The organism is Streptomyces sp. NPDC060000, from assembly GCF_042737375.1.
Classification (GTDB): domain Bacteria; phylum Actinomycetota; class Actinomycetes; order Streptomycetales; family Streptomycetaceae; genus Streptomyces.
On sequence record NZ_JBHWUU010000105.1, the window covers coordinates 16,731 to 29,889 of the forward strand.

The 13,159-nt window shown below is 69.4% G+C and carries 8 protein-coding genes; 3 read left to right on the forward strand and 5 right to left on the reverse strand.

Annotated elements, in window-relative coordinates:
• Positions 1–67 precede the first annotated feature (67 nt).
• From ACFWBB_RS37970 to eccCa, 4 genes are all read right to left on the reverse strand, one after another.
• The gene (locus ACFWBB_RS37970; protein WP_385282353.1) at positions 68–529 is read right to left on the reverse strand and encodes a hypothetical protein; all 462 of its coding nucleotides are present in this window, start codon (positions 527–529) and stop codon (positions 68–70) included.
• 110 nt (positions 530–639) lie between these two features.
• Complete coding sequence (locus ACFWBB_RS37975) at positions 640–2,454, reverse strand: alpha/beta hydrolase (protein ID WP_385282356.1); 1,815 nt, start codon at positions 2,452–2,454, stop codon at positions 640–642.
• Positions 2,455–2,472: 18 nt separating this feature from the next.
• Positions 2,473–2,907 carry a hypothetical protein gene (locus ACFWBB_RS37980; protein WP_385282358.1) on the reverse strand — a complete coding sequence of 145 codons (435 nt, stop codon included), beginning with the start codon at positions 2,905–2,907 and terminating at the stop codon, positions 2,473–2,475.
• Between the two features lie 215 nt (positions 2,908–3,122).
• The gene (gene eccCa / locus ACFWBB_RS37985) at positions 3,123–7,088 is read right to left on the reverse strand and encodes a type VII secretion protein EccCa (protein ID WP_385282360.1); all 3,966 of its coding nucleotides are present in this window, start codon (positions 7,086–7,088) and stop codon (positions 3,123–3,125) included.
• A gap of 272 nt (positions 7,089–7,360) precedes the next feature.
• Here eccCa and eccD point away from each other — a divergent pair, with 272 nt between their 5' ends.
• Positions 7,361–8,872, forward strand: a complete 1,512-nt coding sequence (gene eccD / locus ACFWBB_RS37990; RefSeq protein ID WP_385282362.1) for a type VII secretion integral membrane protein EccD — start codon at positions 7,361–7,363, stop codon at positions 8,870–8,872.
• A gap of 637 nt (positions 8,873–9,509) precedes the next feature.
• On the opposite strand, the gene ACFWBB_RS37995 is transcribed toward eccD, so the two are convergent.
• Positions 9,510–9,806, reverse strand: a complete 297-nt coding sequence (locus tag ACFWBB_RS37995; protein WP_385282365.1) for a DUF397 domain-containing protein — start codon at positions 9,804–9,806, stop codon at positions 9,510–9,512.
• A gap of 337 nt (positions 9,807–10,143) precedes the next feature.
• On the opposite strand from ACFWBB_RS37995, the gene rpsO reads away from it, so the two are divergent.
• Positions 10,144–10,431 carry a 30S ribosomal protein S15 gene (rpsO, locus tag ACFWBB_RS38000; RefSeq protein WP_020128575.1) on the forward strand — a complete coding sequence of 96 codons (288 nt, stop codon included), beginning with the start codon at positions 10,144–10,146 and terminating at the stop codon, positions 10,429–10,431.
• Positions 10,432–10,869: 438 nt separating this feature from the next.
• On the forward strand, positions 10,870–13,089 hold the full coding sequence (locus tag ACFWBB_RS38005; RefSeq protein WP_385282367.1) for a polyribonucleotide nucleotidyltransferase: 2,220 nt from the start codon (positions 10,870–10,872) through the stop codon (positions 13,087–13,089).
• Positions 13,090–13,159: the final 70 nt, after the last annotated feature.

Here is a 13,159-nt window from a genome sequence, read left to right on the forward strand (position 1 = left end):
GTTGATATGCGGAGCCGGTCAGGGCCTGCCGGAACGGCAGTAGCCGTTCTTACCTGGAGCTGAGTCGTCAGAAGCGTTCGACCTCCTGGCCGTCGGGGACCCTGTAGCAGCCGGACACAAGGTCCAGGCTCAGTTTCGGCGGATCGTTCTTCGCCATTTGAACAATATGTACGCCCACCTTCACCTTATCGTTATCAGCGGTCAGGGTGATGTTCTTGTTCTTGCTGGTGTCCGGTCCGTAGTCGACGATTTTCCACCCATTTTTCGGCAGTTCCGTCTTGAGTCGCTCCATCGCAACGGCGAGGTCGCTCGCCGAGGCGGGATAGAAACTCCAGGGGTGGAAGACCCGGAAATATGTCTTTGTATCCTTTCCCGAACAGTCCATAACCCCCGGCTGAGTGTCGGACGCCTTACCCTTGACGCCGATCAGATCGTAGATACCGCTGGACACCTTTTCCAGGGCGTCCGAGGCGTCACGCGAGGTGCTCGTGCCGGCGGACGGGATTTCGTCGGAGTCGTTGTCAGTCATGCTGCATCCGGTGAGAATAGTGAGGACGAATGGCACGGCGAGTACGAGAGCGCTGAGCTTGGGTTTCACGTAACGAGGCCTTACTTCGGCGGACAGGGTTGCCGACTTATCTACTTCACATGCGCCCACGGGTCCGGTGGTGGCTTCAGAGGCGCGTCATCACCCTTTCCGACAACGACCAGGGCCTGATTCTTCAAACTCTGCGAGCTCGTGCCGGAGTCTGCGTCTCTATCCCAATAGCCACTGTGCCCTTCGGTGTCCGTGGTCATCTGGTTGGCGCCGAATTCGGGGTCGCTGGGGATGATGAAGCCGTCTCCACCGTGGCCCCAGCGGCCGAGGTCCGGAACTACGTCTCCGTCCGCCTCCTCGTTCCACACATGGCCGCTGGGGACGTCCAGTTCATCGGCACCGGACACCTTGACGCCAGGGCTGCCTGCGAAGACGAGGTCATCGGCGTCGAGATGGCCCGTCTGGGCCGCAGCACCTACGAGGGTTGTTCCGTACGAGTGCGCGATCACGGTGGTGTGGGACGGTGAATCACCGGAGTGTGATGCGTCGAGTCCATCCATGAAACCGCGGAACGCCGGTGCGCCGTCGTACGCGTAGTGTTCGAACGGTGCATCCTTTACGACGTCATCAGGTGCGTCGTAGCCGAGCCAAGTGATCGTGGACACAGATTTTCCGTCGGCTTCGTCATGGGCGGCACGCCAGACGTTTTCCATCCGGTTGATGTTCCCCTCGATACCAGGCAAGTCCGACGTGGTACCCGGAACATAAACCGCCGTGTGATCCGCGGTGTCAGGGTTTCCGTTGGCGACGATCGCTCGGCCATCCCCTTCGGCGCTGAATCCCAGCAGATACGCTTCGGGCAGTCCGTTCGTGCCGGTCTTGTCGAAGCGCTGCTGGATGCTCTGTATTCCCTTGAGGTTGTTGGTGAGCAGGTCGTACCGGTCGCCGTACTTGTTGTGCCAATCCATCCATTCATCGGTGTGGACCTTGGACGGGTAACCCCCGGCGGTGATGTAGGTCCACTCGTTGAGCGGCGGCTTCGGGATGGAGTTCAACTCTGTCTGCATCGCGCCCCGCGCCTCGTCGAACACGATGCGGTTGGCCTCGTCCCGGACCGTGGCCGGCAGTCCGTCGAGCGCGCCCACGGAATCGGGGCGCATGGAGATCCACGCTCCCTGCTGCTCCGCGTCGAGCCCCTTCCACCACTCCGCGTTGTCCTTGGGGCTTCCGTCCTTGGGCGGCTGGGGGAGAGAGTCGAGGTACTTCTTGCCCGCGTCTTTCACACCGCTCGTGTCGGAGGACGCGTCGGCCCAGTCGCTGTCGGAGACGGTCAGGTCGTCGTCCGCCTTCAGCGCGCGCAGCTTCGGCGCCCACTTCTCGTCGGCTTCCGTGGCCTCCTTGAGAGCCGCGGCGATCTGGTCCGCGTAGTCCTGTGCGAGGCGGTGATTGGGGTTGGGGTCGAAGTTCGCCGCCTGGCGGCCGATCGCGGCGGCAGTACCGTCCGTCAGGCCGCTCACCGTGCCGCCGTGGGGGATCTTGCCGTCGGCGTCCTTCTCCCCGCCCGCCGGATAGGACACCGAACCGTCGGCGTGCACGGTGAGTGCGGCGGCCTGGGCGCCGTCGAGGGCCGTGTCGAGCTTGCCCTTGGCCGCTCCCACCTCGTAGGAAAAGGCTTCGAGAGCCGTACTGACCAGACCGCATTCGACCTGGATGTAGTGGAGGTTCTTGCCCAGTTCGCCCAGTTGCTTGATCGCCGCGGTTGCCGCCTCGCCCTTCAGGGAGTTCCTCATAGCCACGACGATCTGGTTCGCTATGCGGTCCTTGGCCGCGCTCGCCATGTCAGAGGTGCTGCGGTATCCGTCGGCGGCTTCCGAGTACTCGGTCGGCTTGAGGGCCTTCAGCGTTGCGAGGTCCATGACGTCTGTCTACCGCCCTCAGCCCTTGCCGCCGACAGCCGGAGTATCCGTGTACTCCACCGTCAGGTTGCCGATCTCGACCTCGATCGCCTCGTCGGTCTTCAGCTGGTCGTTGCCCGCCTTCTCCAGCAGGCCCGAGAGCTTTCCGCAGCGCCCGCTCACGTTCTTGACGTAGGTCTCCCAGGAGTCGTGGACGTCTCTCTGGGCCGCCGCGGTCAGGCAGCCGGCGTCCTCGCCAAGGCCCTTCTGCCCGTCCGTCAGGTTCGCCATCGCTTTGCTGATGTCCTCACGGAGCGAGCCGATGTCCTGGCCCGCCTTGGACCAGGCCGGCTTGTTCGACACCAGCGTGCCTGTGCTACCACCCGGGTCGAGTGGTACGTGGTTCAGTTGCATCTGGGCCGCGTGCTGCTCTGCCGCCGCACTCTTGAGCTGCTCCCACTCTTCCCACGCCATGCGTGAGCCCCTTCCCCGTGTCCCCGTGAAGCCCGCGCCTCGGGCGGGCCGGTCCCCTGAGTCACCAACAGGCCAGATTCATGAACCCCGTTCAAGTGAGTTCACGGATCTCACCCTACTTTCCCCAATTTTCCGTCGTACGGCTTGATGGCGGCCAGGCCAAGCTCGCCCGTTTCCCGTCATACGGCTTGACGGCGGCCAAGCGAAGCCCGCCCCTACCCCTCCTCCGCCACCCACCCCACCTGCACCAACGGCTTCCCCCGCCGCCGGGAGACGAAGACGCCCCGTCCCGCGGGCATCGGCCGGGGCCGCACTCCGCCGAGGAGGTCCCCCTCCCCGGGGTCACCCGCCAACACCACACCCTGGGCGCCGAGTTCCTTGATCCGCTGCATGAACGCCTCGTACGACGCCCGCCCCGCACCCGCCGTCGACCGCGCGACGATGAACCGCACCCCCACGTCCCGGGCGAACGGCAACAGCTCCGTCAGGCTCGCCAGCGGATTGCCGCTCGACGTCGCCACGAGGTCGTAGTCGTCGACGACGACGAACACGGTCGGTCCGCGCCACCAGCTCCGGTCCCGGAGTTGCCGCGCCGTCACGTCGGCCGTCGGGGCCCGGCGCTTCATCAGGTCGGCCAGCGCGGCCATGTGGTGGTCCATGGCGTTGGACATCGGGATGTACTCGGCCAGGTGGGAGTCCGGCGTCACATCCAGCAGGGATCGCCGGTTGTCGACCACGAACAGCTTGCACTCGTCGCCGGAGTAGCGCTCCGTCAGCTGCCTGATCAGCAGCCGCAGCAGGTTCGACTTGCCGGACTCGCTCTCGCCGAAGACGAGGAAGAACGGATCCTGCTCGAAGTCGACGTAGACCGGCTCGAGACGGTCCTCGTCGAGGGCGAAGGCGACCCCGCGCTGCGGGAAGCGGTCGCCCGGCGGAAGCGATTCGGCCGCGAACTCCCGCGGCAGCAGCCGTACTTCCGGCGCGGGCGCCGCCTGCCACTGTCGGGCGACCTCCGCGGTCAGCGCCTGCGTGGCGCCGGCGAGGTCCGTGTCCGAGGCGAGTCCGTCGATCCGGGGCACCGCCGCCATGAAGTGCAGCTTCTGCGGCGACTGGCCACGGCCCGGAACGCCCGCCGGGACGTTCGCGGCGACCTTGCGATCGATCTCGGAGTCCATCGTGTCGCCGAGCCGCAACTCCAGTCGGTTCATCAGGTGGTCCTTGAGCGCGGCCCTGACCTCCATCGAGCGCGACGCCGTCAGGACCAGGTGGATGCCGTTGCCGAGACCCCGCGCCGCGATGTCGAGGATCACCTGGTCCATCACCTCGTACTCGGAGCGGAAGTTGCCCCACCCGTCGACGACCAGGAACACATCGCCCCAGGGCTGGTCCGTGACCGAGATGTCCCCGCGGGCCCGCCTGGCCCGGAACTCCGCGATCGACGGAATGCCGGCCGAGCGGAAGTACTCCTCGCGACGGGTCAGCACGCCGTACACCTCGGCCACGGTGCGCCGCACCCGCTCCGGGTCGAGCCGGGAGGCGACCCCGCCCACGTGCGGCAGCCCGGCCACCGACGCCATTCCGCCGCCACCGAAGTCGAGCCCGTAGAACTGGACCTCGTGCGGTGTGTGGGTGAGGGCGAAGGAGCAGATGAGCGAGCGCAGCAGGGTCGACTTGCCGGACTGCGGGCCGCCGACGATCTGCATATGGCCCGCGGCGCCGGAGAAGTCCACCCACAGGGAGTCACGGCGCTGCTCGAACGGCTTGTCCACCAGACCCACCGGCACGACCAGCCGGCCCGCGCCCTCATAGCCCGGCTGCGTGAGGCCGCGGCCCGAAACCGCCGTGAGCCCCGGCAGCAGCGCGTCCAGCGACGGCGGGTTGTCCAGCGGAGGCAGCCACACCTGGTGCGCCGCCGGACCCTGCGACTCCAGCCGGCGCACGATCACGTCGAGCACGGTGTCCGCGAGCGCGTCGTCGACCTCCGCATCGCCGGACGGGCGGGCCTGTGGCACGGCCGCGTACCGCACCGGCACCTCCGCCGAGGTGAACAGCACCGGACGCCGGTCCAACGGCAACGGGCCGCCCCCCAGCGCCGCCCGCTGACCGCCCGAGCGGTAGACCCCGGACACGTAGGCCGCCTTGAACCGCACCATCTCGTCCGTGCCGAACTTCAGGAAGCCGGAGCCCGGCACGTTCGGCAGCGAGTACGCGTCGGGCACGCCCAGCGCCGCCCGCGACTCCGCCGCCGAGAAGGTGCGCAGACCGACGCGGTACGACAGATAGGTCTCCAGGCCGCGCAGCCGGCCCTCCTCCAGGCGCTGCGAGGCCAGCAGCAGGTGCACGCCGAGCGAGCGGCCGATCCGGCCGATCTGCACGAACATCTCGATGAAGTCCGGCTTCGCCGTCAGCAGTTCGCTGAACTCGTCGATCACCAGCACCAGGGAGGGGATCGGCTGAAGGGCGGCCCCCGCGGCCCGCGCCTTCTCGTAGTCGTGGATGTTGGCGTAGTTGCCCGCGTCCCGGAGCAACTCCTGACGGCGGTTGAGCTCGCCCCGGATGGAGTCGCCCATCCGGTCCACCAGCGTCAGGTCGTCCGCCAGGTTTGTGATCACGGCCGCCACATGCGGCATCTGCGCCATGCCGGCGAAGGTCGCGCCGCCCTTGAAGTCGGCGAGGACGAAGTTCAGCGTCTCCGACGAGTGCGTGACCGCCAGGCCCAGCACCAGCGTGCGCAGCAGCTCGGACTTGCCGGACCCGGTGGCGCCCACACACAGACCGTGCGGGCCCATGCCCTCCTGCGCGGCCTCCTTCAGGTCCAGCATCACCGGACGGCCGTCCTCGCCCACCCCGATCGGCACCCGCAGCCGCTCCGCCAGCGAACGCGGCCGCCAGGTGCGCAGCGTGTCCACGGACGCCGCGTCCCCGAGGTTCAGCAGGTCGGTGAACTCCAGGTTGGCCAGCAGCGGCTCGTCGTCGTCCCCGCCGGAGGCCATCCGCAGCGGGGCCAGCTGCCGGGCGAGCGCCTCGGCGGACTCCGGCGAGAGCACGTCGGGCGTCCCCTCGTACACCGCCCCGTGGCCCGACTCCAGCCGCAGCGCCCCGGGCTGTACGACGATGTCGAGCTCGCCGACCGCTCCCGTCAGCTCACCGGGGACGATCTCGAGGACCGTCACGCCCTGCAGCCCCTCCGGATTGGCCAGGACCGAGTCCGGGGGGAGGGAGACGCCGTCGAGGACGACGACGATGTGCGGCTCGTCGGGCAGCGGCGCCGCGTGCGCGTGGAACCGGGGGCGGCCGGTCAGCCGAGCCCCGAGCAGGTTCTCCAGCTCGCGGGTGTCGGCGCCGATCAGCCTGCGGCTGCCCGCCCCGTCCACGGCCCCCGACGCCTGGACGTGCGGCAGCCACTTCGCCCATTCCCAGTGCGCCAGTTCCTCCCGGCCCGCCGCGACGACGAGAACCAGGTCCTCGGACGAGTGCAGCGCGGCCAGCGAACCGGCCACGGCACGCGCACACGAACGGACCGACCGCGCCTCACCGCTGACCGTGACGTGGTAGAAGGCACGCAGGGAGACGGCCATCGGCAGGTCGTCCAGGCTGTCATGGACGGCGAGGAAGCGCTGGAGCGCGCCCGCGGTCAGCGGCTCCAACTGCTCCGCCGGGCCGGTCTCGGGGGCGACCAGCTGGGTGGCGAGGGTCTGGGCGCCGAGGCCGACGCGGACCTGGGCGAAGTCCTCGTCGCCGGGCCGCCGTTCCCACACCCGGCTGCCCTCGGCGACCAGTGCCCACAGCTGCTCGGGGGAGGGGTGCAGGTAGTACTGCGCGTCACGTTGCGCCCGGGCGGTGTCGAGCGCGGTGCGCCGGACCTGCGCCAGATAGCTCAGGTAGTCGCGGCGCAGGTCCGCCAACTGCCCCTGGGACCCGCGCCGGAAGCGCACCACCATCGCGATCGACATGGCCACGGTAGAGGCGATCATGACCATGCCCATGATGCGCATGAACGGCTGGCCGCTCGTGAAGAAGAAGACCACCGAGCCGCCCATGCCGAGCGTCGGCAGCAGTTGCATCAGCACGCTCTCCTGATGGCCCCGCGGTAGTTCCGGCGGAGGCTGCAGAACGACCTCGCCCGTGGGCACCTCGGACGGCAGCGCCCGTGGCTGGCGCTTCACGACGATGTGGCTCACTGCTCACCAATCCCGTTGCGAGGTCCCGAATCCCCTTGCGAGGCCCCGGAGTCCTCTTGCGAGGCCCCGAGAAAACATCGTCCGCCACCCCGTTTAGGACGGACGCAGGCCGCCGCGTGATCCTACTGACTGCCTGTACGACCAGGGGGCGGTAGGGTGCCGGATGTTCGCGTGAGCACACCCGCGGGCCGCGCGGCGCACCAGCCGGCGCGGAACCCTTGCACCGCCGCCGAACACGCCGACGCGCAACCATCACTGAGGGGGAGCAGCAGGTGAGTATCGCGGCCTCCGCGGCAGCCACCGGAGAAGGGCGCGGCACCGGAGCCGCGCCCGCGGCGGGGACGGGGCTCGGCTTCTGCCGGGTCACCATCGTCGCCCCCGACAGCCGGATCGACGTGGCGCTGCCCGACGACGTCCCCGTCGCCGACATCCACCCGGAGATCCTCAGGCTCTCCCGGCAGAGCCCGGCCGAGGGCGCCCCCGTCGGCTACCACCTCGTCCGCCGGGACGGCACCGTCCTCGACAGCTCCCGTTCCTTCGCCGCCCAGCACATCCTCGACGGCGAACTCCTCACGCTGCGCCCCTTCTCCGAGTCGCTGCCGCCCGCCGTCTTCGACGACGTGTCGGAGGCGGTCGCCTCGGCCGTGACCCGCGAGCACACCCTGTGGAGCGGCGAGCTGACCCGCGCCGCGGGCCTCGTAGGGGGAGGCGTCCTGCCGGCCCTGCTCGCCTTCGTGGCCTGGACCGGTGACCCGCGGCACGACATGAACGGCCTCCCCGGCATCCTCGCGGCCGTCGTCGGTGTCCTGCTGGTCGCCCTCGCCTGTGTCCGGGCCCGTGTGTACGACGACCGGGGCTCCGCCGTCGCCCTCGGGCTCGGCGCGCTGCCCAACGTGGGCGTGGCGGGCTCCGGACTCCTCCCGCTCGTCGACGGCCAGGGCATCGGCCGGCTCCAGTTCCTGCTGGCCTGCGCCGCGGTGCTGCTCGCCGCGGTGCTCCTCACCCTGTGCTCCCCGCGCGGGGACGGCCCGTTCGTCGCCTTCGTGGTCGCCTCCGGCACCGGCCTGGCGGCGGTGTTCGCTGCGATCCTCGCGCACTGGACTCCGGCCGGGACCGCCGCCCTGTGCGCCCCCTTCGGCGTGGGCGCGCTGGCCTTCCTGCCCGGCCTCTCCATGCGCTTCGCCCGCCTGCCCATCGGCTTCGACGCCCCAGCCTCCGCTCCGCGCGGCGCGTACGGCGCCGATCCCGCCCCACGGGAACCGGTCGACGCCGAGCGCATCGCGGCCCAGGCCCGTCGCGGACACGAACTCCTGGTCGGCCTGGTCGGCGGCTGCGCGGTGATCACGGTCGGCGCCTGCGCGGTCCTCGGATTCTCCGACGACGTCTGGGCCCGGCTCCTCGCCCTGGCCGCGGGCATCGCCCTGCTGATGCGGGCCCACCTCTTCCGCTACACCGCCCAGGTCGCTCCGGTGCTGGCCGCGGGCCTCGGTTCCCTCGTCCTGCTCGGCCTCGGTCTGGCGCTCGACCCGCCGCACTCGGCGATCCGCGACGCGCTGACGGGCGACCGCACCGACCTGGACATCCGTACCGTCTGGCTCGTCGCGGCGATCGCGGCGGCATCCGCGATCGTCACCTCGATCGGCCTGATCAGCTCGCGCGGCGGCCTCACCCCGTTCTGGGGCCGCTTCATGGAGATCGCCGAGGGCTTCGTACTGCTGACGCTCGTGCCGCTGGCCCTGGCCGTCTTCGACGTGTACGCGACCGCCCGGTCGATGACGGGCTGACCCGCGGACGACCCGAAAGGAACGTCGACCGTGAGTTTCCGCCCGTGCCCGCTGCAACGTCGAGCGTGAGCTTCGGCCCGTGCCCGCTGCAACGTCGACCGTGAGCTTCGGCCCGTGCCCTTCGCAACGTCGACCTGAGCCTCGGCCCGCGCCCTCCGCGCGGAGGGCGACGGCGACAAGGCCGGCGCACCCGGTCATCCGCGCCGGTCTCGCGACCGGCGACACCGCGAAGAGAAACTCGACAGGCGGTCGCGGCCCACTGCCGTACCTCATGCGGATGAGCCGCGCCCGGCTCCTCGCCCCGCGCGGGAGCGGCGACAGCATGACGTCCGGTGCGCTGGTCGCCCGACCCCGAAGACCGTCGAGGAGACGCCGCACCCCTCCTCCGCCCTGCCCGCCGACGCCGACACCCTCACCGCCCCGAATCCGATCCGACGACATCCTCGTCCACGGACGTTCCCACCTGCGGGAAAGCCCTACGGCGCCGAGGCCGCGGCCGGCCCACCCGCGGGAAAGCGTGGATCTCCTCGTTCTCGGCGTCGGAGCAGCGCCGAGAACCAGCCGCCGCCGCAGCAGCAGCCGAAGCAGCCGCGGCGACGATCGAGCGGCGACCGGCGCGTACCGGCCGCCGGCCCGGTCACCCCGCCGCCGACCCCCGGTCGACCGGCGCCGGCTCCAGGTCGAACTCGCCGTCCCGGGCGCCGAGCACGAAGGCCCGCCACTCCGCCTCCGTGTAGCGCAGCACCGTCTCCGGGTCGAGCGACGACCGCATCGCGACGGCCCCCTCCGGGAGGTAGGCGATCTCGACGCGCTCCTCGTGCTCCTCAGTGCCGGGCGCGCACTGCCACTCGACGCCGGAGATGTCGAGCGCGTACAGCTCGTCCCGCTCCCGCTCCTTGCGCGCTTTGAGTTCCCTGTCCTCGGCATCGGCCATCTCGGCTCCGACCCTTTCCTCTGTTCCAACGAGCTGTCCCGCCAGCCTACTTGCCGTCGTTCCCCCAGCTCAGAGGTTCACTGTTCGCACTCGGGCCCGGCGCTGTCCCCGTACACTGCCCCCGCGCGGAAGGACACGGTCCGGGCAGGCCCGGTGCCTCGGCCTGCTACCCTGGCTTTCGGCCGTTTGTGTACGCACCCCCGGAAACACCCTCAGGCAGCCCCTGAAGGTTCTGGAGGCCGCGCCCAGCGGATCCCCGCCACCCGAGTAACGGAAGCTCCCCCGAGACCAAGACCGGGGGCACTCGGTGGCCACACACAGACTACGAGGAGTACGCGTGCCGCTCGATGCCGCTACGAAGAAGCAGCTCATCACGGAGTTCGGCCAGAAGGAGGGCGACACCGGCTCCCCCGAGGTCCAGGTCGCCATGCTGTCGCGCCGGATCTCGGACCTGACCGAGCACCTCAAGACGCACAAGCACGACCACCACTCCCGTCGTGGTCTGCTGATCCTGGTCGGTCAGCGTCGTCGCCTGCTGCAGTACCTCGCCAAGAAGGACATCCAGCGCTTCCGTGCGCTGGTCGACCGCCTCGGCATCCGCCGCGGTGCGGCGGGCGCCAAGTAGGACGCCGTGAGGGGAGCGGTTCCCGGATCATTCGGGACCGCTCCCTTTGCTGTACACACCGCATTGCTGAACACACCGATTGCTTTCACACCGGCTGCTGCGCGCACCGGTACGCACCGGGGACAGGGTCGTCGTACACCCTGTCGTCGCGCGGAAACGTGCGGAGTGTCGGCAACCCTTTGTAGTGTGGTAGCACAACGCAAGCCCTACGACACAGTGTGATGACGTGTACTCGCTGCGGGTAAACGTCACCACACTCCCCGAACGAGGAGAAGCGCGCCCTGCCGCCGCCGGTCCTCGGTAGTGGCCCCCGGGAAAGAGATCCCCGGGTGCTTCGATCGAAGACCGGCCCGCATCGAACGGAGCGCTTCTCCGTACCGTCCCCCTGCCACACGGGCAGCGAGGGACGAAAGACGACAAGTAACGGAGAAAATGCTAGTGGAGAACGAGACCCACTACGCCGAGGCCGTCATTGACAACGGCTCCTTCGGCACCCGCACCATCCGCTTCGAGACGGGCCGCCTGGCCAAGCAGGCCGCCGGCTCCGCCGTGGCGTACCTGGACGACGACACCATGGTGCTGTCGGCCACCACCGCCTCCAAGAACCCCAAGGACCAGCTCGACTTCTTCCCCCTCACGGTGGACGTCGAGGAGCGGATGTACGCCGCCGGCAAGATCCCCGGCAGCTTCTTCCGCCGCGAGGGCCGTCCCTCCGAGGACGCCATCCTCACCTGCCGCCTGATCGACCGCCCGCTGCGCCCGTCCTTCAAGAAGGGCCTGCGCAACGAGATCCAGGTCGTCGCCACGATCATGGCGCTCAACCCCGACCACCTGTACGACGTCGTGGCGATCAACGCCGCGTCCGCGTCCACGCAGCTGGCCGGTCTGCCCTTCTCCGGCCCGATCGGCGGCGTCCGCGTCGCACTGATCAACGGCCAGTGGGTCGCGTTCCCGACGCACACCGAGCTCGAGGACGCCGTCTTCGACATGGTCGTCGCCGGTCGCGCCCTCGAGGACGGCGACGTCGCGATCATGATGGTCGAGGCCGAGGCCACCGAGAAGACCATCACGCTGGTCGCGGGCGGCGCCGAGGCGCCGACCGAGGAGGTCGTCGCCGCCGGTCTGGACGCCGCGAAGCCCTTCATCAAGGTCCTCTGCAAGGCCCAGGCCGACCTCGCCGCCAAGGCTGCCAAGCCGACCGGCGAGTTCCCGGTCTTCCTCGACTACCAGGACGACGTCCTGGAGGCGCTCACCGCCGCCGTCAAGGACGAGCTCTCCCAGGCGCTCACCATCCCGGGCAAGCAGGACCGCGAGGCCGAGCTGGACCGCGTCAAGGGTCTCGCCGCCGAGAAGCTGCTCCCGCAGTTCGAGGGCCGCGAGAAGGAGATCTCCGCCGCCTACCGCTCGCTGACCAAGTTCCTGGTCCGTGAGCGCGTCATCAAGGACAAGGTCCGTATCGACGGCCGCGGCGTCACGGACATCCGTACGCTCGCCGCCGAGGTCGAGGCCATCCCGCGCGTGCACGGTTCGGCGCTGTTCGAGCGTGGCGAGACCCAGATCCTGGGCGTCACCACCCTCAACATGCTCCGGATGGAGCAGCAGCTGGACACCCTCTCCCCGGTGTCCCGCAAGCGCTACATGCACAACTACAACTTCCCGCCGTACTCCGTCGGCGAGACCGGCCGCGTCGGCTCCCCGAAGCGCCGCGAGATCGGCCACGGCGCCCTCGCCGAGCGCGCCATCGTGCCGGTTCTGCCGACGCGCGAGGAGTTCCCCTACGCGATCCGTCAGGTGTCCGAGGCCCTCGGCTCCAACGGCTCGACGTCCATGGGCTCGGTCTGCGCCTCCACCATGTCGCTGCTGAACGCCGGTGTGCCGCTGAAGGCCCCCGTCGCCGGTATCGCCATGGGCCTGATCTCCCAGGAGATCAACGGCGAGACGCACTACGTCGCCCTCACCGACATCCTCGGTGCGGAGGACGCCTTCGGCGACATGGACTTCAAGGTCGCCGGCACCAAGGAGTTCGTCACCGCCCTCCAGCTCGACACCAAGCTGGACGGCATCCCGGCCTCCGTCCTGGCCGCGGCCCTCAAGCAGGCCCGCGACGCACGCCTCCACATCCTCGACGTGATGATGGAAGCGATCGACACGCCGGACGAGATGTCCCCCAACGCCCCGCGGATCATCACCGTCAAGATCCCCGTGGACAAGATCGGTGAGGTCATCGGCCCCAAGGGCAAGATGATCAACCAGATCCAGGAGGACACCGGCGCCGAGATCACGATCGAGGACGACGGCACCATCTACATCGGTGCCCAGATCGGCTCGCAGGCCGAGGCCGCCCGCGCCACGATCAACAGCATCGCCAACCCGACCATGCCGGAGGTCGGCGAGCGCTACCTGGGTACGGTCGTCAAGACCACCACCTTCGGTGCGTTCGTGTCGCTGCTCCCGGGCAAGGACGGTCTGCTGCACATCTCGCAGATCCGTAAGCTCGCCGGCGGCAAGCGCGTGGAGAACGTCGAGGACGTGCTCGGTGTGGGCTCCAAGGTCCAGGTCGAGATCGCCGAGATCGACTCCCGCGGCAAGCTCTCCCTGATCCCCGTGGTCGAGGGCGAGGAAGCTGACGAGGACACGAAGGACGACTCCGACAAGTGATGTCGAGTAGCTCCCAGGCGACGGCCCCCACCACGTCGGAGGCGCGGGCCCGCCCCCGAACCCAAACCCA

Excerpts from the sequence above, each read along its gene's own strand:
- ACFWBB_RS37970 (WP_385282353.1), bottom strand. The coding sequence starts at position 529 with ATGACTGACAACGACTCCGACGAAATCCCGTCCGCCGGCACGAGCACC.
- ACFWBB_RS37975 (WP_385282356.1), bottom strand. The coding sequence starts at position 2,454 with ATGGACCTCGCAACGCTGAAGGCCCTCAAGCCGACCGAGTACTCGGAA.
- ACFWBB_RS37980 (WP_385282358.1), bottom strand. The coding sequence starts at position 2,907 with ATGGCGTGGGAAGAGTGGGAGCAGCTCAAGAGTGCGGCGGCAGAGCAG.
- ACFWBB_RS37995 (WP_385282365.1), bottom strand. The coding sequence starts at position 9,806 with ATGGCCGATGCCGAGGACAGGGAACTCAAAGCGCGCAAGGAGCGGGAG.